Source organism: Tamlana sp. I1, assembly GCF_015355625.1.
Taxonomy (GTDB): Bacteria; Bacteroidota; Bacteroidia; order Flavobacteriales; family Flavobacteriaceae; genus Pseudotamlana.
On record NZ_JACLAF010000004.1, the window covers coordinates 136,779 to 163,322 of the forward strand.

The window sequence follows — 26,544 nt, forward strand, 5'->3', positions numbered from 1 at the left end:
TAAACCAACATTAATGAAAAAATCACTTTTATTATTTATACTTTCAGCAGGTATTGTATTTAGTTCATGCCAGAATGAAAAGGTTAGCAATAACGATTATAAAGATGCAAGTTTAACGATTGAAGAACGTGTGGAAGCACTTCTTCCTAAACTATCTTTAGAAGAAAAAGTAGCTCAAATGCGAATTTTTCATGCCAATATTGGTGTGGAAGCAGATGCCAATGGGAGTCTAAAATTATCTGATAAAGTTATTAAAAAACTAAAACTTGGTATTGCGGGTATTAAAAACCCTGGAGAGCACATGGATCCTGTTTCTGCGGCAAAATTCAATAACGAGCTTCAAAAATACATCATAGAAAATAACCGCTGGGGCATTCCGGCATTATTTGTTACCGAATCTTATAATGGCGTAGATGCTGCGGGGAGTACTCGTTTTGGACGTCCTTTAACATCGGCAGCGTCCTTTAATCCAGAACTTGTAAACCGTATTTGGGATGTTGTTGGAAATGAGGCGAGATTAAGAGGGATGCATATGTGTCATTCTCCTGAAGCCGATTTGGTACGCGATCCACGTTTTGGTAGAATGAGTGAGGCCTTTGGTGAAGACACTTATTTAACAACCCAAATGGTTGTTAACGCTATAAAAGGTGTTCAAGGAAATTACGAGGGATTAGGAAATGGAACACACATTGGAGCAGTAGCTAAACATTTTGCGGGTTACGGCCAAGTTTTAGGCGGATCTAATTTTGCTGCTATTGAAATTTCTCCGAGAACTTTAATAGATGAAATTTATCCGCCGTTTGAAGCGGCTGTAAAGGAGGCAAAAACCTTAGGAATTATGGCGTCTCATGGCGATATCAATGGCATTGCCAGTCACGGGAATCCGGAATTGTTAACAGGGGTTTTAAGAGATCAATGGGGGTTTGAAGGTTACGTGGTTTCCGACTCTAATGATATAGCGCGCTTGTTCTATTTTATGAATGTAGCCGAATCTCCAGAAGATGCTGCACAAATGGGTCTGGAAGCTGGAATAGATATCGATTTATATGCCGAAGATTCATATGCCTATTTGCCAGAAATGGTTAAGAAAAACCCAGAGTTAGAAAAGTTAATTGACCGCTCGGTAAGACGTGTGCTTAGAACAAAATTCATTTTAGGACTTTTTGACAATCCTTACATTAATATAGAAGACGTTAAAAAAGGTGTGCGAGCTAATTCATCATTAGAATTGGCGAAAGAATCCGATTTAGAATCTATTATTCTTCTTAAAAATGATAATAAGACCTTACCAATAGATAAAAATAAAACCATAAAAATTGCGCTTTTAGGTCCGTTAGTAACTGAGAACACTCAAACTATGTTTGAGTCTGTCGCCGGAGAACAAGTAAAATTTGTGGCTGAAAAAGGTTTTCATTTAACCGATGAAAAAGGCGGTGCACCAAAACTTCTTGAACGTGACGAAAATGCCATTTCTAAAATGGTGAATATGGCTAAAAAGTCAGATGTATCAATATTGTTTTTAGGTGGAGATGAGTTTACTTCTAAAGAAGCCTTTTTCACTAGTGCCTTAGGAGATCGTGCCACTATTGAGCCAGTTGGCGCACAAGATGAGCTTATTGAAAAAATTAGAGCCTTAGAAAAACCTGTAATTGTGGTGCTTAAACACCGTAGGACTTTAGCGATTAATACCATTTCTGAACAAGCTGATGCCATATTAGATACTTGGGATTTAAGTGAGTTTGGGGATGAATCAACAGCTAAAATCATTTTTGGTGAGGTATCGCCATCAGGAAAGTTACCTGTTACAGTGCCTCGTTCTATCGGGCAAATGCCTTTTCATTATAGCATGAAAGAAATCAATTATAAAAAAGGGTATTTGTTTTTAGAAGATGGTCCGCTTTATCCGTTTGGCTTTGGTTTAAGTTATAGCAATTTTGAATATTCTGAGATTAAAATTTCTAATTCAGAAATGACTTCAGATTCAGAAATAGAAGTTAGTGTTACTATTAAAAATACTGGAAAGGTAAAGGCTAAAGAAGTGGTTCAAATGTATATAAAAGATGTAAAAGGATCTGTTACAAGACCAGACAAAGAACTTAAAGGATTCGATAAAATTGAGCTCAATCCTGGTGAGAGCAAAACCGTGTCCTTTAAAATTACGCCAGACATGTTAAAGTTTACAGGACTTAAAATGGAAAAGGTTTTGGAACCTGGAGATTATACCGTGATGATTGGAACCTCTTCTACAGATTATAAACAAACGTCTTTTCAATTAAAAAAATAAACTTATGAAAAACCAAGCATTAAAATTACTGACTTTATGTGTGTTATTTTGTAGCGCCATGTCCTTGAAAACATATGCTCAAAAAGGGCTAAATCATTCAGAAATTGAAGCTAAAATGATTAAAGCTTTAGAGTGGCAGGAGGCACATCCTATTTTCGCTATAGCGCCAACCGATTGGACAGAAGGTGCTTATTATACAGGGGTAGCTAGAGCCCATAAGACGACCAAAGACATGATGTATATGGCAGCTTTAAAAAACCAAGCCTATTGGAATAACTGGCAAACCTACTCCAGATTACATCATGCCGATGATGTGGCTATATCGTATAGCTATATCTATATTGGAATGAACGATAAGCGTCCAGGTTTTGTGAACCTAGACCCAACTAAAAAGTTTTTAGATGCTCATTTATACGAGGATGATGTTTGGAAGGCAGGAACAGACAAAAGTACTTCAGGAAAAAATATTTTATGGTGGTGGTGCGATGCGTTGTTTATGGCACCTCCAGTATTAAATTTATATGCGAAGCATACCAATCAGCCTAAGTATCGAGATGAAATGCATAAGTATTACATGGAAACCTATAATCAATTATACGACAAAGAAGAGCGTTTGTTTGCAAGAGATATGCGTTTTGTTTGGAAGGGTACCGATAAGGATTTAAAGGAACCTAACGGAAAAAAAATATTTTGGTCCAGAGGAAATGGTTGGGTTTTAGGCGGTTTAGCGCTTTTGTTAGATGATATGCCTAAAGATTATAAGCATCGTGCATTTTATGAAAATTTATTTAAGGAAATAGCTTCAAGAATTTTAGAACTGCAACCTAAAGATGGGTTGTGGCGAACCAGTTTATTAAGTCCAGAAACCTACGACCATGGCGAAGTAAGTGGTAGCGGTTTTTACACATTTGCCTTAGCTTGGGGTGTAAATAATGGTTTGCTAGACAGAAATAAATACGAACATGCAGTTATAAAAGCATGGAAAGCATTAGCCGATTGCCAACATAAAGATGGTCGTGTAGGTTGGGTGCAAAATATTGGCGCTTCTCCAGAACCTGCATCGGTAGATAGTTGGCAGAATTTTGGTACGGGAGCCTTTTTAATGGCAGGAAGTGAAGTTTTAAAACTGAAAAAGTAACACCTTATAACGCCTAAAGAAGATGCTTTTTTCAAGATTCAAATTTTTTAATAACACGTTACTCTTAGTACTTGTGATACTTTTTGTAGTGTACACAAGTTGCAAAAGTGAAAACAAAGAAGTTATAATAAAAACGGAAAAAGCAGCAGGCTTAGAGTTACCAAAACGCCCCAATATCTTATGGTTAGTAACTGAAGATATGGGGGCTTATATTCCTCCTTTTGGGGATTCGACTGTAGTAACGCCACATTTGAGTAAGTTAGCAAAGGAAGGCGTTATTTATCCAAATTTATATTCTACATCGGGTGTATGTGCACCAAGTCGAGCCGCGTTAGCCACAGGTATGTATCCTTCGAGTATTGGTGCTAATCATATGCGGACAAATAGTTATACCAAAGAAAGAGGACTTCCAGCTTATGAGGCTGTGCCTCCGTCTAATGTTAGAATGATTAGTGAGTGGTTACGAAAAGCTGGGTACTATTGTACAAATAATTATAAAACCGATTATCAATTTAAAGCCCCAGTAACGGCTTGGGATGAAAGTAGTCCTTATGCGCATTGGAGAAATAGAAATGATGATCAACCGTTCTTCGCTGTTTTTAATTTTACCGATACCCACGAATCTGGTCTTTTTGAACCTTACGGATTTCGAGAAATAGAAACGCGACTATACCACGCAGGCGATACTTCTTATCAATGGAAAAACTATGGTGCTTCCCATGCTAATAACCGTATGTCGGAAGCTGAAACACAGCAATATCTATCTAAGGACACCAAATTTAATATACCTCCGTATTTACCAGAAACAGATCTCGTTAAACGTGATATGTGGAAACTGTACAATAATATTGGCGAAATGGATAATCAAGTAGGAGCCGTGCTTCAGCAATTAGAAGACGATGGCCTATTAGAAAATACCATAATTTTCTTCTATGGCGATCATGGCGGACCATTACCTAGAGAAAAACGATTAATTTATGACTCTGGCTTAAACACACCAATGATTATCCGTTTTCCGAATAAACTTGAAGCAGGCACATCCGATCCTCAGTTAATAAGTTTTGTAGATTTTGCACCCACCTTATTGTCTCTTATAGGTGAGGCACCAAAGGAGTATATGCAAGGTCAGGCATTTTTAGGCAAGTACAAAAGTAAAGAACGCAGTTATATACACGCTGCAGCAGATCGCTTTGATGCCGAAACTGATGTTATTAGGGCCGTAAGAGATAAACGTTACAAGTACATTAGAAACTACAGACCAGAACAAGGGTATTATTTGCCCATTGAATATAGAGAGCGTATACCTACTATGCAGGAATTACTAAGACTTAAGGCAGAAGGAAAACTTAATGAAGATCAGATGCAATGGTTTAGAGAGGTTAAACCAGAAGAAGAATTGTTCGATTGTGAAACAGATCCCTTCGAGCTGAAAAACTTAGCAACTAATCCTGAGTACCAAGATAAATTAGTTGAATTACGAAAAGAAATGGATAGATGGTTAAGGGCTATTGGAGACGACCCTAATTTACCAGAATCGGTATTAATCAATAAGTTATGGAACGGTAGTAACACGCAACCTATTACTTCAGATCCTAAAGTCTCCTTGAATAACGGAAACATTATTATAAGTTGTGACAAAGAAGGTGCTTCCGTAGGATACAAAATCGTAAATGCGGGAAATAAAACGTCGAAAACATGGCAGATTTATAATGGTCCTTTTGAAATGCCTTCAGATGCTACATTAGAAATCAAAGCACACCGTATTGGTTTTAAACCTAGTAAAGCTATACAGGTATCAGCTTCAGATTTGTAAAAACTGTTTGTTGAAGAGCTTATTGATATGGTATTTAAACAAACAAATTCTTAGTGAAATTCACCATTGAGGAACTTTCACTTTTATAAAATTATAAATAGTTAAAGCAATAAAATAGGTCTATTATGAAACATGACATGGTGTTACCTCATATTTTAAAATATATAATAACTTGTTTATTATTTGGGGTAATCTTAATAAATCCTATTCAAGCGCAAATAGTTCTGCAAACCGATTTTACAGATTCTGAGAATGCGAGGCAAAATATTGATTATAATTTCAATGTATTTAACAGAATAACACCATTAAATGGTGTGAAAATTAAAACATCACTTGGTAAACCCCGAGTATGTATCGTTAGACCTCTAGGTGGTATTGTTAAGAATGGAAAACCCGATATATCCAAAGATTCTTATAAATGGGATAAAAATTCTAAAACCTTCTATACCGATTTTACGCTATTAAAAAAACAGATTGATGGCGTTATTAACTCCGGGTATGCCATACACCAAATCGTATTAGACAATCCTTCTTGGGCATTTCAACGAAATAAAAATGGCGAGTTGCTTGCAGATTCTTTAAAAGTGTCTACTTACGGAAATGCAGAGCCACCAAAAGATTACAACGCGTGGAGTAATTATTTAAAGGATGTTATGAAATTTTTAGTGAATACCTATGGCGAGGAATCCATGCTAAAAATTCAGTTTAATATTGGTAGGGAAATCGGTACCCCATCACATTGGTCGGGAACCAAAGAAGCGTTTTTTGAGTTTTATAAAATATCTAGTAATGCCATTAGAGAGGTGCTTCCAACAGCCAAAGTAGGAACCCATATGCTTTGGGGGTCTTCTAAAAATGCCTGGGGCACCGATTTTGTAAAATGGTGTAAGAGTAATAATGTGCATTATGATTTTATAGGGGTGTCATTTTATCCTTTTTACAACAAACCCAATCGCACTCTTTTTAAAGAGGTATATGCCAAAGATTTTGCAGTTATAAAAGAGATACCCGAATGGCATAAAAATGCTAAACTAGAAATGCATGAATATGCGTTGATAAAAAGTTTAAATAAAGCAGGGAACGCTTTTGAAAACGCTCCAAAAGCGCAACAAAATTCATTTATAGTTGGGCTCATGAAAATGTTTTATGAGCATGATATGCAAAATGTTTTTCAGTGGGGGCAAGGCACCAATTTTGAGGCGGCTCAAAAAGCACTTTTTACAATTCAAGGACAGACGTATTATACCTCTACCAAGAACGGAAACCCAACATTAGAAACCAACGATGTGGATGCTGTTTTCACTAAAGATGTTTCTAATAATTCCTATAGTATCATGGCGTATAATTATAATGCCAAACCTGATGCAACAATATATGAACATTTAAATATAATGGCCAAACTAGACGTGCCACCTAGAACAAAAGTTAAAGTCCGTTTCGCAGTTTATAATAAGGAAAAAGATACGATGTCTTGGTCCAAATGGAAAGAGGAAACTACTCAAGGCAACGAAAAATCAAAATCAGTAATTTCTCTTAATACACAGCTACCCGTGTTTTCTTTTTTGAAATATGAAGTTAAACTTTAGTAACTGGCTTATTAAAAATATCACTAACACCTTAAATTAATTAAATAATGAAGCAAATTACGCTATTACTTTTTTTTAGTTTTATTTATAATATACATGCGCAGCAGGTAAGACATATAGAAACCATTAATGAGTCTTGGTCTTTTTATAAAGGCACTTTAGATTTCCCCTTTACTACTAATAATGCTACAAAATGGGAACAGGTAACACTGCCGCATTCATGGAATACTAAGGATATTTTAGATGATGAAGATGGCTATTATCGTGGAGATGGGTGGTACAAAAAAACAATGATAATTCCTCAGGTTTTTGAAGACCAACAAGTGTTTTTATTGTTTGAAGCTGCTAATCAAGTTGCTTCATTGTATGTCAACAATAAAAAAATAGGAGAAGATCATATAGGAGGTTATACGTCCTTTGCTAAAGATGTGACTTCAGCACTTAAAACGGGCGAAAATGAAATTGCTATAAAAGTTAATAATTCTCATAATGATGAAATTGTACCGCAATCGGCAGATTTTTCGTTCTACGGTGGTATTTACAGAGATATTCAACTGATAATTACTAAATCAGTACATTTTGAAGTAGCTAATTTAGGAGCAAATGCCATTTTTGTTAGTACTCCAAAAGTCTCTAAACAAAAAGCAACCGTTAGTGTAAAATCAAAAGTGGTAAGACCTAAAAAGGGTGATTATTTTATAAAACAGTCTTTGTACGATGCTAAAAACAATGTAATTAAAGTAGAAAAAGCCAAAGTACCTTATGGTAAAGATGTTGATCTTGATTTTTCAATTGTAGCCCCAAAATTGTGGTCGCCTGAGCATCCGTATTTATACAAACTAGTTTCTGAAATTGTAGATAAAAATGATCGTGTTTACGATCGTATAGAAAACCCAGTAGGTTTTCGCTGGTTTAATTTTGATCCCCAGAAAGGATTTTTTATTAATGGCAAACCAACAAAGTTAATAGGAACCAACAGACACCAAGATTTTTTAGGAAAAGCCAATGCTGTTAGTGATGAAATTCACCGAAACGATATGAGGATGTTAAAGGACATGGGAATAAATTTTTTAAGAATATCCCATTACCCTCAAGATCCTGCTATTTTAGAAATGTGTAACAAATATGGATTTGTGTCAACTCTAGAAATACCCTTTGTAAACAAAGCTGCAGCTAACGAGAAGGGCAAACAGAATACGGTTAACATGCTTAAAGAGGCAATTCGATTTAACTATAATAATCCCGCAATCGTAGCCTGGAACCTAGGCAATGAAACAACTATGAAAGACCCTGTAAAACTAGGGAAAGACTATGTTAATCATTTTGTAGAGACACATAAAGCCTTGGCAAAAACCATAAAAGAGGAAGATGAAACACGCTATTCCTATTCGGTGTTTTTTAGAGAACCAGCCTATCAGGACAATTTAGGCATACGAGTTACCGATCTAGTAGGCTACAACAAATATTATGGGTGGTATTTAGAAGAACTAGAAGATATCGATAAGAATTTACGAAGTTTGGTAAAGCGTTCTTTAGAACTCGATCCTGATAAGCCATTTATTTTAAGTGAATATGGAGGAGGTGCAGATCCTAGACTACGTTCATACCATCCTACACGTTTTGATTTTAGTGTAGAATATCAATTTCTTTTACATAAAGCTTACCTTAAAACCATTTTGGATATGCCTGAAATAGTGGGTGCTAATGTTTGGAATTATTCCGATTTTCAAGTAGAACACCGAAAAGATGCCGTACCACATATTAATAATAAGGGGCTCGTCTCAGCAGAAAGAAAAAAGAAAGATGCATACTATTTATACCAAGCTGTACTCAATAAAACACCTTTTTTGGCCATCACATCTAAGTCATGGACCAAACGATCAGGTGTTGCAGATAGTAAAGAGGATACGTTTGCCACACAGCCTGTGACAATAGTTGGTAATGGTAAAGACGTTGAAGTTTTTTTAAACGGAACGTCGTTAGGAAAAAAAGCATTTGAGTTTTCAGCAGCAACTTTTGATATCCCTTTTGTACAAGGACACAATTTAATTGAAGCCATTAGTGAAAAGGATGGCAAACTTTTAAAAGATGTCGCATTTATAGATTTTAACCTTATACCTAAAGATCTTAAAATCGTTACCAATAAATTTGAGGAAATCGCTATTAATGTTGGATCATACTGCTATTTTATTGAAACAGATAATATGGACTATTTGTGGATGCCAGATAAAGCGTATGAAAAAGGCGGCTTTGGTTATGTTGGTGGAGAATTCTTAAAACATCCAAGTGAACGAAGAAATGCTATTGGAACAGATGTTAGTGTAAAAGGGACAGAAAACGACCCTATTTATCAAACACAACGCCTAGGCATCGAAGCCTACAAGTTTGATGTGCCCAATGGTACTTATGAATTATCATTACTTCTAGCCGAATTAAAAACGAAGGATGATAATATCATGGATATTTCAGTAAATAGCAGGCCTATTTGGACTAATTTAAACTTGAAGGAAGCATACGGAACGGATCGTGGTGTTACTAAACGCTTTTTAATTACAGTTGAAAATGACCATGGTATAACGGTAGATTTTAAGGCTAAAAAAGGAATAACAAGGTTAAGTGGCATCAAACTTAGAAAAGTAAATTAAATCCAGATGAATAAGGACGTTTTATTTTTTTTGTTTCTTTTAGCCAGTTTTTCTGGTTTTACACAAATTCAACCATATGATTTAAAATTAGAATATAGGGAAAACCCAGAAGGTGTTGATGTTAAAAATCCACGTTTTTTCTGGAAAGTAAAATCTGAGGAAGCTGGTCAGTATCAAAAAAGTTACCAATTAGTTGTAGCTACTTCCAAAGAAAATATTGAAAATGGTGTTGGAGATGTATACAATTCTAAAAAAGTAAAAAGTTCTCAAACCACCCAAATAATATATAAAGGAAAGCCTTTACAACCAGCAGCACAGTATTATTGGAAAGTAAAGGTTTGGGATAAAAATAATATACCAAGTTGGAGTAAAATAGCAACATTTTCTACAGGTTTATTTCAAGAAGAAGATTGGAAAAACGCCCAATGGATTGCATGGAAGCCACAAAGTGCGTGGGAAAAAGAATGGTGGGAAAGAAAAGATATAGAATCTAAAGCGTTACAATTTCAATTACCTAGCCTTTTTGGGGCTAGTATGAGCATGTTTGAACGTTATTATTTTCATTATCAAAATCAATACGATGCTTCACCATTGTTAAGAAAATCATTTAATGTCAATAAAAAAGTAAAACGAGCTAAAGCTTATATCAGTGGACTTGGGTACTATGAGTTGTTTATCAATGGAGAGCGTATTGGAAATCAGGTTTTAGATCCAGGATGGACAGACTATAGAAAAACAATTTTATACGCCACTCATGATATTACTGAGCAAATTCAAAACGGAGAGAATTTAGCAGGAGTGATGTTGGGTAGAGGTAATTATGGGCAATTGGCTTACGACCATTGGGGATTTTATAAAAAAGATGGTTATGTCGGTCAGCCAAAATTGTTATGCTTAATTAAAGTACAATATGAAGATGGTACCGAAGATATTGTGGTAAGTGATTTAAGTTGGAAAATTACAGGTGGACCCATTATTTATGATGGACCACATATGGGAGAAATTTATGATGCAACCAAAGAAATAAAAGATTGGAATATGCCTGAATTGGACGATTCATCATGGCAAAATGTAAACCCTTCTCCACATCCTGGAGGAGAACTTGTAGCGCAAATGTGTCAACCCATTCGTGTAACCAAAACATTTCAACCTGTAAATATTAAAAACAAAGGAAGTTATGGACAGTGGATTGATACAGGAACCAACAGTGCTGGTTGGATACGGTTACGATTAAAAAATCTTAAAAGAGGGCAACAAGTTACCATTTATTATGGCGAACATTTAGATCCTACTTCTAGTGGACAACCAGGAAGGTTACAGCAAATGGCCTATATAGGTAAAGGAGAAAAAGAAGAGTTTGCCGAATGTCGTTTTTCTTACAAAGGTTATCGTTATGTACAAGTAAAAGGATATAAAACAAAGATTTCTAAAGACGATGTGGAGGTAAAGTTTGTACATTCAGACGTGCCACAGGTGGGTACATTTGAATCTTCAGATAAAACGGTAGATGCTGTTCATGATATTTGTCGTAAATCATTAATATTCAATTTACATAGTATTCTTACAGATTGCCCTAATCGTGAAAAAAATGGTTGGTTAGGTGATGCTGTAACTGGTGTAGAGTTTGGGATGGCCAATTACGATTTGGCAGCATTAATGACCAAATTTACTCGCGATATTTTTGACACCCAATCTCCAGAAGGCGGATTAAGTCCTATTGCGCCTTCAAATAACTACAGAAAAGGAAAATCTACACTATGGTCGTCTGCAGGGGTGCACATTCCTTGGTATATGTATCAATATTACGGCGATACGAGATTGTTTGAGAATTATTGGGACAACATGATGCGTTGGGTTGATTATTCATGGGAAAACAACAATTCTAAAGAAAAAGATGGCATGTTTACCGAAATATATAACGATTGGGTGCCGCCTTATGATGCTACCTATAGAGGTGGAGGAAAACCAGGGGGTAATGAAGTTATCGCTTCTATGAACTTTTATTTGGTATTAGAGCGTTTGGCTTATATGGCAGATAAATTAGGGAAAAACAAAGACAAAAAACGTTTAGAAAACCAACGCAAACGCATACATCAAGGCATTCAAAAGTATGCATTTGATGCTGAAAAAGTAGAGTACTCAGGTTTAAAGCCATTCCCAGAATTTCTACCTGTAGTTAATATTCTGGCGCTAGATTATGGTATTGTTCCAGAAAAATATAAGGCACAACTAGAAAAAAGAGTTGTAGAAAATATTGTAGAAGAAAAAGACTATCACCTATGGGGAGGTATATTTTCTATACATTCTGCCTTTGAATATTTACCCAAAAAAGGTTATGCCGATATGATGCATAAGGTAGTGATTAACGATGATTGGCCTTCATTTGGTTGGATGATTAAAGAAGGAGCTACTACACTACCAGAGGGGTATAAGTTTACCTCTTCAGATATGCATCATTTTATGGGCGCAGTAGATAATTTTTGCTATCGGCATATAGTAGGAATTAATGTAGACCAATCTCATCCAGGTTTTCAGAACATCATTTTGGAACCTAATTTTATTAAGTCGATGGAGTTTGCAAAAGCAAGCTACAACTCTATACATGGCGAAATAAAAGCAGAGTGGAAAAAAATAGATAAAAATACTTATGAGTACTATGGGGAAGTTCCATCAAACTGCGAGGCTAAGGTAGTTTTGCCTTCTAAAACTGAAACTATAAAATCGGGAACTTTTAAATATGTGGTACATATCTAAGGCAAAGAAGGCTATAATTTACCATAGTTTTCGGTTTTACCTACAAAAAAATAATGAGTAATAAATTAATAACTAGTACAATGCGATCTATAAATGTTTTTCTATTTCTTTTTATCATGCAAATTACTTTTTTTGCATGTGATTCCAGTAAAACCGATGATAAAAACCTTGAAAATCCATCAATAAGTATTGCAGATTTAAAAAATGGTTTTAAAAATCCCGAGATACAATATCGTCCCGAAACCTGGTTTCACCTTAACGGAAATAATATTTCCAAAGAAGGTTTAACCCTCGATTTAGAGGCAATAAAAGAAGCAGGCTTGCAGGGTATCCACTTATTTAATAAAGCCGGCAGACCATTTCCAAATGTAAAACCTATAGAAATTTTATCGCCAGAATGGGAAGATATGATTCGGCACGCCGCCGATGAATGCAAACGTTTGGGTTTGAAATTTACCATGCAAAACTGCCCAGGTTGGTCTATGACAGGTGGGCCTTGGGTGCCTGTAGAAGAAGCGCAGCGCGAAGTTGTTGAAACCACATACCACATTTCTGGAGGAAAAACTTTCGATGAAATATTAGAAATAGATGCTTTATATCATACCGAAGACTTTAATTATAAAGATATTCAAGTTCTAGCCTTTCCTACTCCAGAAGGGGATAATTTGGAACCCTTAAACCCTTCAAAAATTGAAACCAATAATCCTTTAGTGCCTTGGCAGGATATTTTTAATCCCAATTCAAAAATTATCGTTACACGAACAACCACACGTTTAAATAAACCTTTAGAGGACTATAGGAATGAAGGTATTTCGAAAGTAAATGATAAAGCAGCATGGGTAGAAACTATTTTCAATGAAGCGGTGACATTGCGCAATATCACTTTTCCTCAATCTCGACATATGATTATGGGGACAGAATATCCTAAGATGGATGTTGCTATTAAGGTAGAAGCGCTAATTAATGATAAACTTGTAGAAATAACAACTGTTAACCTGCCTGATGCAAACTGGAACGACAGACGTAAGCATCTAACACTGGCTATCCCTGAAACGACTTCCAAACTGTTTAGATTTACGTTTAAGGGTAAGCATACTATCGCTCCAGAATTTATTCGTTTAAGCGCTAGTCCAAAACTTCATAATCATGAAGCAAAAGCAGCCAAAGTATTGAGAGGACTTGAAAAAGAGGTGCAGTATAATTATAATGAAAATACGTTTATTAAGTCCAATGCAATTATCAACCTTACCGATAAAATGACGTCTAATGGAAAATTAACATGGAATGTGCCAGAAGGCGATTGGACCATTGTTCGTTTTGGGCATATCAATATGCGCTTAACCAATAAACCCGCAGTACCAGAAGCGACAGGTTGGGAGTCGAGTAAATTAGATAAGGTAGCCATAGAAAATCATTTGCGAAACGGTATGATTGGTAATTTAATTAAAGATGGCGGTCCCATAGGAGATGGTAAACTACACGGATTGTTAATTGATAGTTGGGAAAGCCATGTACCCACGTGGACGATGAATTCTGAAGATATGTTTAAGGAGTTTGAGCAACGCCGAGGTTACAGTATGAAAACGTATTTGCCTGCAACCATGGGTTATATTGTAGAAAGTCCAGAAATTACTACTAAATTTTTAAGAGATTTACGTCATACCATGGACGATGTGTTTATCGAGAATTTCTTCAAGCATTTTGCAACCGTAGCACACGAAATGGGAGCCGAGGTTTACACCGAAGGAGCAGGAGGCGAAGTACTGCCTATAGACCCCATGCGTTATTATGGTGTGAGCGATATTCCTATGACCGAGTTTTGGTACCCCAGTGCACCATCAGCACAAAATGAATATGCTAAACCCATTTATAATGCGGCTTCGGCTACGCATCTATACAATAAACCTGTGTTGGCTGCTGAAGCGTGTACCCAGTTAGGGGTTAAGTGGAATGAGCATCCGTTTTCAGTAAAATCTTTAATTGATTATAATTTTGCTAAGGGGATAAATCATTTGGTGTTTCATACGTTTTCTCATACCCCGCAAACGAATGTGTATCCAGGTTCAAGCTTTGGTGGTAATATAGGGTTTCCTTTGGTTAGAGAACAAACGTGGTGGCCATACATGAAGAATTGGACCGATTATTTAGCAAGAAATCAATATGTTTTACAACAAGGCGAATATGTGGCCGATGTGCTTTGGTATTATGGCGATCATTTTGAACGCCCACCTTTCGATTTAGATGCGTTTCCTAAAGGCTACCGTTTCGATTATTTAAATGCTGACATATTAGATAAAAATCTTAGTGTTCAAAATGGTAAAATTCATGTTCAAAATGGAGGGGATTACCGTATTATCAGATTAAGAGATTCTAAAGAAATGTTATTGTCTACAGCTAAAAAAATAAAGGAACTAGTTTTGGATGGAGCTGTAATTCTAGGAGATAAACCACTAGATTCTCCAAGTTTAATGGATGGTGAAGATGAATTAAAAGAATTGGCTCAAATCTCAAATGAATTATGGGATAGCACTAAAAGTGGTGTTAAACAGGTAGGAAAAGGACGTGTGTATTGGGGAAAAACGCTTGATGAGGTTTTAAAAGCAGAAAAAATTGCTCAGGATGTTATGGTGCCCGAAGGCTTGGATATTAATTGGATTCACCGCGAAACCAACGATGCTCACATTTATTTTATAGCTTCAAAGCATGAAAATCCGGTTGATGTGGCATTAAGTTTCAGGGTTACTCATTTAAATCCTCAAATATGGAATGCATTTACAGGAGAACAGCATGATGCCAAAATATGGAGCACTTCAAAGAACCGAACCAATGTCGCCATATCATTACCTTCAAGAGGAAGTGCTGTGGTAGTATTTACAAAAGGAGATAAAAAGTCTGGGGCATCAAAAATAACATGGAACAACCAAGTTGTTTTAAATTCAGAAACCGGTTGGTTCAATAGTCATAAATCAAATGATTTTCCAATATTAACCTGGAAAGGAGATGCATTTATAGCTTCAAAACCGGGCGAATATGTCTTTCATAAAAAGGAAAAAGAGGTCATTGAGTTTATGGATATTGAAAAGGTTCCGCTTCAAACCAATTGGAAATTAAACTTCGAGCAAGGATGGGATACTCCTGAAACTATAGAAATTTCAGAATTGGAATCATTAACAAAACTTGAAAATGATGCCATAAAGCATTATTCGGGTACAACAATCTATTCAAAAACTTTTCAATTAAATGAACTTGGTCAACACACCATTATAGACTTAGGGGAAGTGGCCAATATCGCAGAGGTTTGGTGTAACGGAAAAAAGGTAGGTGTAAAATGGGCACCACCTTTTGAATTTGATATTAGCGATGTTATAGTTAAAGGCGATAATTTATTAGAAATTAAAATAACCAATACATGGAGAAATCAACTCATTTATGATAATTCACGCTCAAAAGAAACTAAAAAAACTTGGACAACAAGTCCTCCGAAAAAAGATGAAACAGAGTTGGATGACTCTGGCATAATAGGGCCTGTAGTTTTAGAAGTTATCAAATAAGACTTCACATTTAAGTCAATAGAATTGATTGTATGAGTTTTTCGTTTTAAAAATGTAAACCCTTATAAATCAGGATAGAGTTGTTTGGTGCTTATTGGATATTTAATCCCAATATACTAACTAAACTTTTTTGGATATGATTAAAAAACTACACTTGAACCTTTTTTTTATAACCTTTCTGTTATTTTCTATGAGCACGAAGGCACAGGTAACCTTAGAATCAGAAGTAAAAATTACAGATTTGGCCATGTATTTTACTGGTGTTCAAAATCAAAATAGTACAAGACAAGCCGAAACAGAGCCTTATGATTATGCTTATGGTTCAGCTTTATCACCACATGGAGATTGTATAAAAACCTATAAACACTATGTGTTTATGACCTGGTATCGCGGAGGAAAACTAGATAGACACGTGATGCTTACACGCTATAATACCCTAACAGGTGCTATGAAAACAATTGAATTTCCGCATCAGCACACAGGATTCAAAGGGAAGTGGTGGATAGGTGAGACCCACAATACCATCGCTATTGGTATTAGTCCAATAAATGGAACCATACACATGGTTTACGATATGCACGCCTACACAAATAGCGGTGTTTTTACAAACGACTATTTTCGGTATACTTACTCTATGCCTAATACTGCAGAACTTTCGGATGCAGAGTTTACTTTAGACAAATTTGTAAAAGACCCTTTAGATGGTGATTACAAACACTGTACAATGGATGGAGTTAGAGATGCGGCTCATTATGATAGATTTACTTATCCGCAATTCTTTTTAAACGATGATGGAGAATTATTTTTAACCGCAAGAGACGGGACGTCACATGATGGTGCACAAGCTTTTATTAAATATGATGCTAATGACTTAAAATGGGGGAGGTTTATACATTTCAATGTTTTAGGGGCAGGTAGTAAAGGAGAAACAAATAATTGGAGTATTTATGGTAGTATCAAGTATGTAGATGGAAAAGTAAGAGCTGGTTTTCAACGAAGATTGAATAATGGCTCAGATAAATATCAGTACCAAAATGGGGTTTACTATGCTTATTCAGATGATCCTACAGGAGCCTCCCAATGGAAAAACCATAAAGGAGAGGCCATGACACTTCCTTTGGTTAAAGCCGAAGAAGTTTTGGTATTTGAGCCTGGTGATTATGTAGCGACAACAGCACAAAATAAGGTGCATATTGTTAGTGGATTTGATTGGACAGTAACAGATAACGGAGATGTGCATATTATAAGTAGAGTTAAAGACAACGAAAACAATGTTACTAAGAACATACACAGCTATAAGCCTAATGGAGTAAGTGATTTTATAATTTCTACTGATTTTACAGGAGCACAAGAATTATACGCATCAGGTGATAATGTATTTGTTATTGGTTTGAATTCTTCAGGTAGACCATTTGTTGATAGAACTGAAGGAGGTACAAATCTTTTTACTAGAGTTTACGAACAAACCTCTGGGAAACGCTTTAGAAAAGGACAAGTGCATATTTCTGATGGTAAGCTATACTATTATCTTTTAGAAAATAATATTTCAGATAATGATGAAACACAACCGACCTATTTGCAAATAATTAATTTAAATGTCACTCAAGGGCCAAAACCTTTCGAGGTGAATTTAGTAACTCCTACCAATAATCAATCTTTCAAAGAAGGAGAAAATGTGCAAATTTATGCTTCAGCAACGGCAGATACCGGGGAAATTACTAAAGTAGAGTTTTTGGTGGATGATGTCCTAGTAAATGTAGATAGTACAAAACCCTATTTATTTGATTGGACACCTAGTGTAATTGGTTCATACAAAATAAAGGCGGTAGCCTATAAAACAGGAGGGGAGAGTATAACATCTTCAGAAATAACTATTGAGGTTACCGAGGTTGATAAAAGTGATTTAACAAATGATGTTTATAGGTTGCGTAACGTAGCTACAGGGAAATTTTTAAATGATTCAGGAGTAAGTGCTATTCCTGTTTCAATGAATGATTCTGGTGAAGAACAAGATAAACATTGGACCTTCGTAAAAAGTGGAGCATACTACAATATTGATAGTGAAACTTTCGGGATACTTCGTGCCACTGGACCTACTTTTTCAGCAGGATCGTATGCAGTAGTAAGCACCGGAAAGTCTGCGCCAGCTGGTGATATAGATAAAGTTTGGACCATACATTATAATGAGATAGATGATACTTTTAGGTTTGAATCTAAAGACAATGGTCGATTTTTATATCACGATGCTAATGGTAATGTAACAAATATTAGTGCGCCTGTAACGGATCTAAGAAGTGTATGGCAGGTAATATCTACAAGTGTTACACTAGGTACTACTAATAATGAACCTTTATTGCCATCAATAAAAATATATCCTAATCCTACAGAGGATAGATTTACCATAGCATTTAAAAATACTAATCGTATTAAAAATGTTGAAATTTATAATATTATTGGAAATCTAGTTTATCAAAAGGCACCAAAAAGTAATGTTTTACAAGTAAAAAACACAGGATTTAAAACGGGTGTTTATTTAGTGAAAGCTTTTACAGAAGATAATCAAACCTTTAATTCTAAATTAATTGTAAAATAAGAAATGTAAAAAAAGCCTTAAATATAATATTGGTTAAATAAAATGTACACTATTTTATTTGAGGTTTGGGCCCTATAATACAGGATAGGTTTCTCTGTTTTATTTATAATATTTAACCCCAATTACCTAAACTAAACTTTTTTAATATGATAAAACAAGTTACACTAAAACATATTGTTTTAACAACAATGCTTTTGTTTTCACTTATTGTGACAGCACAAACAGCTGCACCCGACGAAGACACTGGGGCTTATACCACTTGTAACACTAATGGGCAAAATGCTACTAGAACTTCAGATGATTTACCAAACCCAGTTAATGTAGGAACTATTGATGACCGTACCTGCTATGCAAATTACAGCGAAAGTGATGTTTATGGTAAAACTTGGGGAGTATACAATATAACACATAATTCAAATCAATTTGAAACGACCTTACAGCCTAGAATGGAACGCTCCTTAAGCAGATCTAGTGAAACTGGTGTAGGAAGTTATGCGAAGTTTACGGGCGTGTTTAGAATTCTTGAGGTAGGGGGTACCTCTGGGGTCAATCAGGATGGAACTTATATAGCACAGGCCAAAGGAAAGCATACTGGTGGTGGAGGATCTCCAGATCCAGCCATTTGTTTGTATTTAGCTAAACCTGTGTATGGTACAGGTGCCGATGCCAATAAACAAGTGTCGTTCGATATTTATGCCGAGCGTATTTTATACCGTGGAGGAGAAGGAAGCGGTAGGGAAATTGTATTCCTAAAAAATGTCAATAAAAATGCAGAAATTGACTTTGAATTAGAGGTAGGTTTTAGAGAAGACCCTAGTGATGCGACTAAAAAAGTCCATTATTGTGATGCCGTAATTGGCGGTGAAGCTTTTAACTGGAATATTCCAGAGCCAGAAAAAGGAAGGGAATCTGGTATTAGATATGGTGCCTATAGAGTTAAAGGAGGCAGAGCTCAAATTAGATGGGCAAATACCACATACCAAAAGGAAGAAAAAGTAGGTGTTGTCGATCCAGGTCCAGTTGGAGATGTTTATCGCTTAAGAAATGTGGCTACCGGTCAGTTTCTTGCAGATTCGGGAGTGAGTGCTTCGCCAGTTACTATGAGTGATTCTGGTAATGAATCAAATAAAACTTGGAGTTTTGTAGCCAGTGGGAATTATTTTAACATTGATAGCGAAACTTTTGGAATTTTACGCGCCCCTGCTGCTAATGGTCCTGGTGGAGCTTATGTTGTTGTAAGCACTACAAAAGCGGCGCCAGCAACAGATAGCGATAAAGTATGGACGATACATTATAACCAAGCAGAGGATACCTATAGATTTGAATCTGGTAACAGTGGCAGATATCTGTATCATGAAGTAAATGGAAACGTTACTCATATTTCGGCACCAGCAACTGATGATAGAAGTGTATGGGAAGCAATTCCAACAAGTGTAGTGCTTAGTGTAGATGAAAACAAGCTTTCGACTTCTAAAGTTCGACTTTTCCCAAACCCTGCGAAAGATAGATTTACGATTTCAATAAAAAATCTAAATCATGTAAAAGTTAAGATATTTGATATTTTAGGTAAAATTGTTTTTGAAACTGAAACCTCGAACGATAGTCTTCAAATAAATAATAACGGACAATTTAAGACAGGAATTTATCTGGTTAAAATAACTGATAGTACCAATACAGCTCATCATACAAAACTGGTTGTAAAATAATACAATCAAACTATAGTACGTTTCAAAACGGTTGAATTTATAATGAAAAGACGCAACTTTATACAACTATCAACTTTAGCAGGCTTAGGATGGTCACTTCCTTTTTTTGGAGGACTTCACTCGTGTACAACGCATCCTGAACAATCCTTAGAATTTAAAAATTTAATCTCAGGACTTTTAAAGGATTGGTGCGATGGTATGTTAAAGCAACAAATTCACAATCCATCTAACCTAGAAGAACATGGGGCACTAAATTGTCCTTCATGTGAACATATTCACGGACGTTGTATGGATGCCGTTTATCCATTTTTATACATGGCCGATGTTACAGGAGAAAAAAAGTATGTAGAAGGGGCTAAATTGGTTATGCTTTGGGCTGAAAATAACGTGTCCCAACAAGATGGTAGCTGGACAGTAATTAGGAATCCAAAGTCTTGGAAGGGAATTACCGTATTTGGAGCCATTGCTTTAGCTGAAGGCTTACATTATCACGGACATGTTTTAGATGAAGAAACGAAAGAAGCATGGACCATGCGTTTAGAAAATGCGGGGCAGTACATTTATGATACGTTTACTATAGATTTTACCAATATTAATTATCCAGGAACCGCAATTTATGGCTTAGATTTAATTGGAGATGTTGTTAATAGAAGTGATTTTAAAGCCAAGAGTGAAATATTAGCAGAAGAAGTTAAAAATTATTTTACGCCTCATGAAAATTTGTTGTTTGGTGAGTGTAAAAAGAGTTCGAGTAAGTTAAGTGAAAAAGGTCTTCATGGTGTTGATTTAGGATATAATGTTGAAGAGACTTTAAATAGTTTGGTCATGTATGCGCTTAAAAATGATGACCAAGCCTTATTACAAATTTTAACTAAATCTTTAAATAGCCATTTGGAATTTATGATGCCTGACGGAGGTTGGGATAATAGCTGGGGTAACCGAATGTATAAATGGACTTATTGGGGCAGTAGAACCTGCGATGGGAGTCAACCAGCTTTTGGAATGATGGCAAATATCAATCCTGAATTTGGAACTGCAGCCATTAAAAACACCGAATTGTTACAAAGTTGTACTTCAGATGGATTAATTCATGGTGGACCACATTATGTTTCAGCAGGAATCCCACCTTGCATTCATCATACATTTACGCATGCAAAACCTTTAACAGCGCTATTAGATCATTGGAAACATCTACCTCAAATAAACAAAAATGCGGTATTGCCAAGAGAAACAGCAGATGGTGTTAAGCACTTTAAAGATTTAGATGTGTTTTTATTTGCTAGAGGCCATTGGCGAGGAACAGTTAGCGCTTATGATGCCGAATATCATTATAAAGAAGATTTCAGACAAGCTTCGGGAGGTGCTTTGGGGATGTTGTATCATAATAAAGTGGGGTTAATTTGTACCGCAAGTATGGCAGAGTATCAAATGGTTGAAAAGAATAATCAACAAGAACAACCAGGCCAAGACATCTGTTTAACACCAAGAATTGAAACTTTTAAAGATGAAGTTTGGTATACTAATTTGTACGATTTGCCAGCAACAGTTACTTCAAAAGATGTTGAAGGCGTTATAGATATAGTTGCTCATGTGAAATTGAAAAATGGAAAGCGAAAAACAATTGAGGGTACAGCAAACGATTTTGATATTACCTACAGATGTAATAACAAAGAATTAGCTATTTCAGTAAAAACCAATCAAGAAATTACCTCTCCAACAGCATTTGTATTACCCATTGTTTCCAAAAATAATGAAGTCGTTACAAGGCTAAGCGATACTGAAATTACAGTTCAAAAACCTGAAGGTTTAGTTACTATAAAAGCCAGTACATCTATAAAAATAAAAGCTATTGAAGGTAAAAGGACTTTTAATATGGTTCCAGGTGTAGAGGCGTTGCCTCTAGAGGTTTATTTTGTACCTGATAGTTCAAGCCTAGAACTAAGTCTTTCAGTAAGTTAGTGTATCCTATAATTCTAGGAATTTGAGGGTTCAGCTTTTTTAAGTTGAACCCTTTTTTATTTGGATAAATATAAGTTTAGGATATAATTGGTTTTATCGGTAATGCTCTTTTTTAGTTGCCTTCATTCACAGTTTTGTATTTGGAGAATGCAAGTTCGTTTGGTGTTTAACTCTCAGAATTGATATGTCAGTCTAGATTTCTATTTTTTATAGGCTTTTTCCTTTGTGTTCTTCTTGTTGTGTTTTTTGTCATTTCGATGGTATTTTAACCTTTAAATAGCAAAAAAATCAGGTATAACCATGCGATACAGGATAGATTTAAGTGTTAAGTGGGTTTTATTTACACAAAGCTAATCATAAACTAAACAAATGGAATTAAAAATGAAACAAAAACTAACGCCAGATATCATCCGGGGGGGGAGAGGTGGCAAGAATTGGAATGATAGCACAAAAATTGAAATGCCAAATGCATGGGATAGACATCTTATGCCAGTTGCAGAATGGCAACATCCTCGAGGCATGATGCACGGACTAGCTAATGGAGAGATTCGGGTTACAAGAGGCGGCATGAACGTTTTTCAAACGGTAGAAGGGGGTGATTATATTTATCCAGATGGAGCAATTGCCGATGAAGCTTTAAAGCAATTGCGTGAACTGGCCAGCAATAAAGAAAAACCATTTTTACTTGCCGTTGGAATTATTAAACCACACTTACCCTTCGGTGCGCCTAAAACTTACCATGACAGGTATGAGGGCATTAAATTGCCAGAAATAAAGAACCCTAAAATACCGGAAGGAAAAACCACATGGCATGGCTCTGGTGAGTTTATGGGATACAACCGTTGGGTTAAAAACCCAAATAAGGATGCAGCTTTTGCGGAAGAAGTACGCTTTCATTACGCCGCATGTGTTAGTTATGCAGATGCACAAGTGGGTAAAGTGCTAGCAGAATTGAAAAGCACAGGAGCGGATAAGAATACAATTGTTGTGTTTTGGGGTGACCACGGTTGGCACTTGGGAGAGCACGCCATTTGGGGAAAACACAGTTTGTTCGAAGAGTCGCTGCATGCACCGTTAATCATCCCCTATCCTGGAATGAAGCATAAAGGCGAAAATACAGATGCCATCGTAGAGACACTCGATATCTTTCTAACTTTGTGTGATTTAACAGGTATTGAAAAGCCTAATTATATCCAAGGAGAATCGCTTAAAGGTATCTTGGTTAATCCGAATACTGATGGTCATACAGCTATAGCATACACAAAAAAAGCATCAACCATTAGAACGGCAAACATAGGATGACACTTCATAAAGATGGGTATGTAGAATTATATGACCACACCACCAAAGAAAAGGAAACCAAGAATATAGCTAAAGAACATCCAGAATTAGTTGAGGAGTTAAAGAATGCCTTAAATACTAAATTACAGAAATAACAATGCCAAATAACACTTGGTGAAGGTAAAGGCACCAGATATGATAAATGTCAAAGTTCTTAGTGCGCTTATACCTTTTTTACTTTGAAATTACTCATATATAAAGTGACTATTTTTTTGAGACAAAAAAGAAAACACAAGCACAGCCTGAGCTAGGGTTTTGTTTTCAAGTATCAACGAATAAGAGCAATTTTTAATGTGACAGTTTAAAGTAGAAAAGGTATTAGGTGTTACTCGCAATACCTTGTGAAAAATTGTTAAAAAGGTTGCGTTACCCTATAGGGCAGGACAATAAAAAAAGCCTCTGTAAGTAAATTTAAATCTAATATCCTTTTTGAAGTTAAACAATAGATGAATAATGCTTTTATAAATCAAAACAAATTACGCTTACTTTTAGTAATAACCTTTGTTTTGATAAGTTCATTAGGTCATGCTAATCGTTCTACAAACTGGGCAGACGCTCAATGGATTTGGCAAGAACAAGATGGGCCAACCAATACGTGGGTGGCCTTCAGAAAAACTGTTGATTTAACAAACATACCAAAAAAAGCCCTAGCAAAAATAGCAGTAGATACCAAATACTGGCTTTGGGTTAACGGAAAAATGGTGTTGTTTGAAGGTGGCTTGGCTAGAGGAGCAGCACCAAGCACAAACTATTATGATGAGGTTGATGTAACACCGTTTTTAGAAAAAGGAAAAAACACGATTGCTATTTTGGTTTGGTATTGGGGGAGAACACGTAAAGTTCATGACGATAGTGGTAAAGGAGGGTTGCTGTTTCATGCCAACTTAGGAAATCAGCAATTGGTTTCTAACGCCAGTTGGAAAATGAAACAGCACCCAGCTTATGATTCCAAAAGTGGAGGAGGAGGGAAAAACCCGAACAGGGTAAATGCGTATAACGTAAAGTTTGATGCTAGAAAAGCCATGGGAGATTGGTCTGAAGGCGCTTGGTATACTAATTCATTTGATGATGTTGATTGGGATAAGGCCATTGAAAAAGGAATGGCCAACAGTAATCCTTGGGGTGCTTTAGTAAAAAGAGCCATTCCACAATGGAACGATAGAGGCTTGGCAGATTATATATCACTCAGTTTAGCGTCCAATAAGAAGATTAATCTACCGTTTAAAAATTCATCGGACTCTTTAATTGTAATTAGTGCAAAGTTGCCTTTTAACCAGCAAATTACGCCTTACATTAAATTGAAGAGTGATGCTGGAAAAACAGTTGTTGCCGATATGGATAACCCTTTTAATATGCTAACGGGAACATATATTACTAAAGATGGAATTCAGTCATTTGAAAGCTATTCGTGGATTAATGGTCACAACGTAGAATATACAATTCCGCCAGGTGTAGAAGTATTAGAGCTAAAATACCGCTGGACTGGTGTAGGGGAAATGACTGGTACCTTTGAGAGTAGCGATCCTTTTTTTACACGCCTATGGTGGATGGCTCGTAATACCTTATACGTTTGCGCTAGGGATGGTTATATGGACTGTCCGGACCGTGAGCGTGGTTTGTGGGTCGGTGATGTAGCAGACCAAACAGGAGCCGTTTTTTATACATTAGATGAACCAGGTCGATTGTTGTTAAAAAAGGGAATTGATAATACCATTGCGTACCGGGCTGGCGATACCATTCAAGGTTTGTCACCGGGTTTTGGTGCGTATCGCGGTAAAAGTAGTGAGCTAACAGGGCAAAGTTTACAATATATCGATCAGGGCATTTGGCAATATTATTTCAATACAGGAGATAAAGCCACATTACAAAATGCCTATCCAGCGGTTTTAAAATATTTGAAATTATGGGATATGAAACCCAATGGTTTACCAACACATCGCCAGGGGTATGCCAATTGGGTGGACTGGGGTATAGATCCCGATCCTGTACCTACCAATGTGGTATTGTACTATATGGCTTTAAAAGCTGCAAAAAAAATGGCTATAGCCTTGAATGAAACCAAAGATATGGCTTGGTACGATAACAGTATAAATAGTATTGAGCAAAATTTTGAAAAAGAGTATTGGCAAGGAGGACGCTACGGGTCTAAAAATAAACCAGTCGAGGAGCGTGTAAGTGCCTTAGCTGTTCTTAGCGGTTTAGCCAAAAAGGAACACTACGATATTTTGGTTGATAGCGTTTTGCTACCAGTTCAGAAGTCAAGTCCGCATATGGAATGGATTGCAGAAGAAGCCATAATGCTCACAGGGCAATACGACAAAGGCTTGAAGCGCATGAAGCAGCGTTATAAAGAACAGGTAGATCGTAAATGGTTAACAACACTTTATGAAAAGTACCTGCCAAGATTACGTGGCACATACAACCATGCATGGAATGCTCCCAACTATGTGTTATCAAGATACATTGCAGGTATAAAGGCTACAGATGTGGCGTGGTCAAGCTTTGAAGTGAAGCCAAATTTAGCTCATATGACTTCCGTAAAACAAATCGTGCCATCGGTAAAAGGAGATATTACGGTTGAAGTGAAAAAAACAGAAAGCACTTATCAATTGAAATTAATGTCACCAGAAAAAACAGTAGGGACCATATATATACCGAAAGAAGAAAAAGGAGTAAAATATATTTTAATCAATGGGCAGGAAATCTGGACTAATAGAGAACTAAAAAAAACAATTAAAGGCATAACCCTGGAAGCAGAGAATTTAGAATATATAATATTTAAAGTCGATTCAGGAAACTGGAATATAAAAGCCTTTTCAACTAATCAAATGAAACACCAAATAAAATCTGCGGGTAAATGAATATTTTTCTAAGAGCTTCACTAGTATAAATGAAATGCATAAAGAAATGATAAAAATAAAACTAACACTTTTTTTAAAATTTATATAGTCCTACTTTTAATGGGTTCTTGTGTTAATAGTGATGAACCTGAGATACTTAGTAGTATTCTGCTTTTGCAATTACCAATTTCTATGGACGAGATAAAAGCCTGCTGCCAGCAGGTTTATTAGTTCTCATATATGAAAACAACTCAAAAAAATAATATTGAATGATCTCAACTAAATTTTTAAAATTAGTTAATAAAAAACAAGTTTCTTTCGTTAGAAAAACTTA

The 26,544-nt window shown here is 36.0% G+C and carries 13 protein-coding genes; all 13 read left to right on the plus strand.

Going from position 1 to position 26,544, the window contains the following annotated elements; all coding sequences use genetic code 11:
* Positions 1-13: 13 nt before the first annotated feature.
* The 13 genes from H6X70_RS04785 to H6X70_RS04840 all read left to right on the plus strand — a co-directional run bounded on the left by H6X70_RS04785 (position 14) and on the right by H6X70_RS04840 (position 26,231).
* Positions 14-2,284, plus strand: coding sequence for a glycoside hydrolase family 3 N-terminal domain-containing protein (locus H6X70_RS04785; RefSeq protein WP_194766531.1), 2,271 nt, complete (start codon positions 14-16; stop codon positions 2,282-2,284).
* 4 nt (positions 2,285-2,288) lie between these two features.
* Entirely contained in the window at positions 2,289-3,422 is a 1,134-nt protein-coding gene (locus tag H6X70_RS04790) for a glycoside hydrolase family 105 protein (RefSeq protein WP_228530263.1), read from the plus strand.
* Positions 3,423-3,495: 73 nt separating this feature from the next.
* Positions 3,496-5,235, plus strand: a complete 1,740-nt coding sequence (locus H6X70_RS04795; protein ID WP_317171447.1) for a sulfatase — start codon at positions 3,496-3,498, stop codon at positions 5,233-5,235.
* Between the two features lie 125 nt (positions 5,236-5,360).
* Entirely contained in the window at positions 5,361-6,821 is a 1,461-nt protein-coding gene (locus H6X70_RS04800) for an alpha-1,4-L-rhamnosidase (RefSeq protein WP_194766533.1), read from the plus strand.
* Positions 6,822-6,868: 47 nt separating this feature from the next.
* Positions 6,869-9,466, plus strand: coding sequence for a glycoside hydrolase family 2 TIM barrel-domain containing protein (locus H6X70_RS04805; RefSeq protein ID WP_194766534.1), 2,598 nt, complete (start codon positions 6,869-6,871; stop codon positions 9,464-9,466).
* Between the two features lie 6 nt (positions 9,467-9,472).
* On the plus strand, positions 9,473-12,220 hold the full coding sequence (locus tag H6X70_RS04810; protein ID WP_194766535.1) for a family 78 glycoside hydrolase catalytic domain: 2,748 nt from the start codon (positions 9,473-9,475) through the stop codon (positions 12,218-12,220).
* Between the two features lie 53 nt (positions 12,221-12,273).
* Positions 12,274-15,771, plus strand: coding sequence for a glycosyl hydrolase (locus H6X70_RS04815; RefSeq protein ID WP_228530264.1), 3,498 nt, complete (start codon positions 12,274-12,276; stop codon positions 15,769-15,771).
* A 190-nt stretch (positions 15,772-15,961) separates the two neighbouring features.
* Positions 15,962-18,364 (plus strand): BNR-4 repeat-containing protein, encoded by a 2,403-nt coding sequence (locus H6X70_RS04820; RefSeq protein ID WP_194766537.1) that lies wholly within the window; start codon positions 15,962-15,964, stop codon positions 18,362-18,364.
* A 146-nt stretch (positions 18,365-18,510) separates the two neighbouring features.
* A complete protein-coding gene (locus H6X70_RS04825; protein ID WP_194766538.1) occupies positions 18,511-20,070 on the plus strand; it encodes a T9SS type A sorting domain-containing protein in 1,560 nt (519 codons plus the stop codon).
* Positions 20,071-20,112: 42 nt separating this feature from the next.
* Entirely contained in the window at positions 20,113-22,029 is a 1,917-nt protein-coding gene (locus H6X70_RS04830) for a hypothetical protein (RefSeq protein ID WP_194766539.1), read from the plus strand.
* Positions 22,030-22,488: 459 nt separating this feature from the next.
* Positions 22,489-23,331, plus strand: a complete 843-nt coding sequence (locus tag H6X70_RS04835) for a sulfatase-like hydrolase/transferase (protein ID WP_228530265.1) — start codon at positions 22,489-22,491, stop codon at positions 23,329-23,331.
* Positions 23,328-23,465 carry a hypothetical protein gene (locus tag H6X70_RS16865; RefSeq protein ID WP_228530266.1) on the plus strand — a complete coding sequence of 46 codons (138 nt, stop codon included), beginning with the start codon at positions 23,328-23,330 and terminating at the stop codon, positions 23,463-23,465. Before H6X70_RS04835 ends, H6X70_RS16865 begins: the two co-directional genes overlap by 4 nt.
* 351 nt (positions 23,466-23,816) lie before the next feature.
* Positions 23,817-26,231 carry an alpha-L-rhamnosidase C-terminal domain-containing protein gene (locus H6X70_RS04840; RefSeq protein WP_194766540.1) on the plus strand — a complete coding sequence of 805 codons (2,415 nt, stop codon included), beginning with the start codon at positions 23,817-23,819 and terminating at the stop codon, positions 26,229-26,231.
* Positions 26,232-26,544: the final 313 nt, after the last annotated feature.

Excerpts from the sequence above, each read along its gene's own strand:
- H6X70_RS04790 (WP_228530263.1), top strand. The coding sequence starts at position 2,289 with ATGAAAAACCAAGCATTAAAATTACTGACTTTATGTGTGTTATTTTGT.
- H6X70_RS04830 (WP_194766539.1), top strand. The coding sequence starts at position 20,113 with ATGAAAAGACGCAACTTTATACAACTATCAACTTTAGCAGGCTTAGGA.
- H6X70_RS04840 (WP_194766540.1), top strand. The coding sequence starts at position 23,817 with ATGAATAATGCTTTTATAAATCAAAACAAATTACGCTTACTTTTAGTA.
- H6X70_RS04800 (WP_194766533.1), top strand. The coding sequence starts at position 5,361 with ATGAAACATGACATGGTGTTACCTCATATTTTAAAATATATAATAACT.
- H6X70_RS04810 (WP_194766535.1), top strand. The coding sequence starts at position 9,473 with ATGAATAAGGACGTTTTATTTTTTTTGTTTCTTTTAGCCAGTTTTTCT.
- H6X70_RS16865 (WP_228530266.1), top strand. The coding sequence starts at position 23,328 with ATGACACTTCATAAAGATGGGTATGTAGAATTATATGACCACACCACC.
- H6X70_RS04815 (WP_228530264.1), top strand. The coding sequence starts at position 12,274 with ATGAGTAATAAATTAATAACTAGTACAATGCGATCTATAAATGTTTTT.
- H6X70_RS04835 (WP_228530265.1), top strand. The coding sequence starts at position 22,489 with ATGCCAAATGCATGGGATAGACATCTTATGCCAGTTGCAGAATGGCAA.
- H6X70_RS04825 (WP_194766538.1), top strand. The coding sequence starts at position 18,511 with ATGATAAAACAAGTTACACTAAAACATATTGTTTTAACAACAATGCTT.
- H6X70_RS04805 (WP_194766534.1), top strand. The coding sequence starts at position 6,869 with ATGAAGCAAATTACGCTATTACTTTTTTTTAGTTTTATTTATAATATA.
- H6X70_RS04820 (WP_194766537.1), top strand. The coding sequence starts at position 15,962 with ATGAGCACGAAGGCACAGGTAACCTTAGAATCAGAAGTAAAAATTACA.
- H6X70_RS04785 (WP_194766531.1), top strand. The coding sequence starts at position 14 with ATGAAAAAATCACTTTTATTATTTATACTTTCAGCAGGTATTGTATTT.